Origin of the sequence: Pseudaestuariivita rosea (assembly GCF_017592335.1) — a bacterium.
Lineage (GTDB): Bacteria > Pseudomonadota > Alphaproteobacteria > Rhodobacterales > Rhodobacteraceae > Parasulfitobacter > Parasulfitobacter rosea.
Map to the genome: position 1 here is coordinate 1 of NZ_JACNMP010000078.1, position 1,322 is coordinate 1,322.

The window sequence follows — 1,322 nt, forward strand, 5'->3', positions numbered from 1 at the left end:
CAATGAACCGCTCCGGGTTTTCCGGAGGCTCCAAATCGAGGAAGGATTGGAGCCATGGGAAAAGACAACAGAGCGAACCGCTATTCACCTGAGACACGAGCAAGGGCCGTGCGGATGGTGTTCGACAATCAGGGCAACTACGAGAGTCAGGCGGCGGCGATCAAAGCGATTGCGCCGAAGATCGGCTGTGGCCGGGATACATTGCGGCGTTGGGTTCAGCAGGAAGAGGCCGACACGGGCCAGAGAGATGGCGTGACGTCGGAGGAGCGCGCCAGGATTAAGGAACTGGAATGCGAGGTGCGGGAGCTTCGGCAGGCCAACGAAATCCTGAAGAAAGCATCTGCATATTTTGCTCAGGCGGAGCTCGACCGCCCACTGAAACGATGATCGGGTTCATTGACGATCACCGGGCCGAGTATGGGGTCGAGCCGATCTGCCGGGTTCTGCCGATCGCCCCTTCGACCTTCTATGAACATCTGGCCGTTGCCCGTGACCCAGATCGTGCGTCGGATCGCGCCAAGCGTGATGCTGTTCTGCGCCGCGAGGTGCAACGGGTCTGGGATCAGAACTTCAAAGTCTACGGGGTGCGCAAGGTCTGGCATCAGATGCGCCGCGAAGGCTTCGATGTGGCCCGCTGCACGGTCGAACGGCTGATGCGGCAGTTGGGCATACAGGGCGTTGTTCGCGGCAAGTCCCAGAAGACGACACGGCCTGACAAAACGCTGCCATGCCCGCGCGACAAGGTGAACCGGCAGTTCCGGGCACCGGCGCCGAATACGCTCTGGGTCAGTGACTTCACCTATGTCTCGACCTGGCAGGGCTTCGTCTATGTCACCTTCGTGATCGACACCTCCGCCAACCGCATTGTCGGCTGGCGGGCGTCGCGATCACCGCAGACCCAGTTCGTGCTCGATGCCCTGGAACAGGCTCTCTACGAACGGCGACCGGTTGGTGACCTCATCCATCACAGCGACCGGGACAGCCAATACGTGTCGATCCGCTATACCGAGCGCCTGGCCGAAGCGGGGATCGAACCCTCGGTTGGCAGCGTCGGCGATAGCTACGACAACGCCCTGGCGGAAACCATTATCGGCCTGTTCAAAGCCGAGGTCATTCACCGGCCGGGGCCCTGGAAGACCGCCGATGCCGTCGAATGGGAAACCCTGAAATGGGTCGACTGGTTCAACAACCGCCGCCTGCTTCAGCCAATCGGAAACATCCCGCCAGCAGAAGCCGAGGAGAAGTTCTATGAACAGTGTAATGAGTTCGATAACGTCGCGTGAAACGGAGTAATCAGCCTCCGGCAAAACCGGGGCGGTTCA

1 protein-coding gene and 1 other annotated feature are annotated in these 1,322 nt (G+C 60.4%); the gene reads left to right on the forward strand.

Annotation, left to right across the window (positions count from 1 at the left end; genetic code table 11):
* Nucleotides 1-54: 54 nt before the first annotated feature.
* A protein-coding gene (locus tag H7848_RS19620; protein ID WP_419555525.1) for an IS3 family transposase occupies nt 55-1,283 on the forward strand; the annotation gives its coding sequence in 2 pieces (ribosomal slippage) (nt 55-349 and nt 349-1,283; 1,230 coding nt in all).
* Nucleotides 342-458 (forward strand) — a sequence feature (AL1L pseudoknot). Its footprint overlaps the gene before it by 117 nt.
* Nucleotides 1,284-1,322 lie beyond the last annotated feature (39 nt).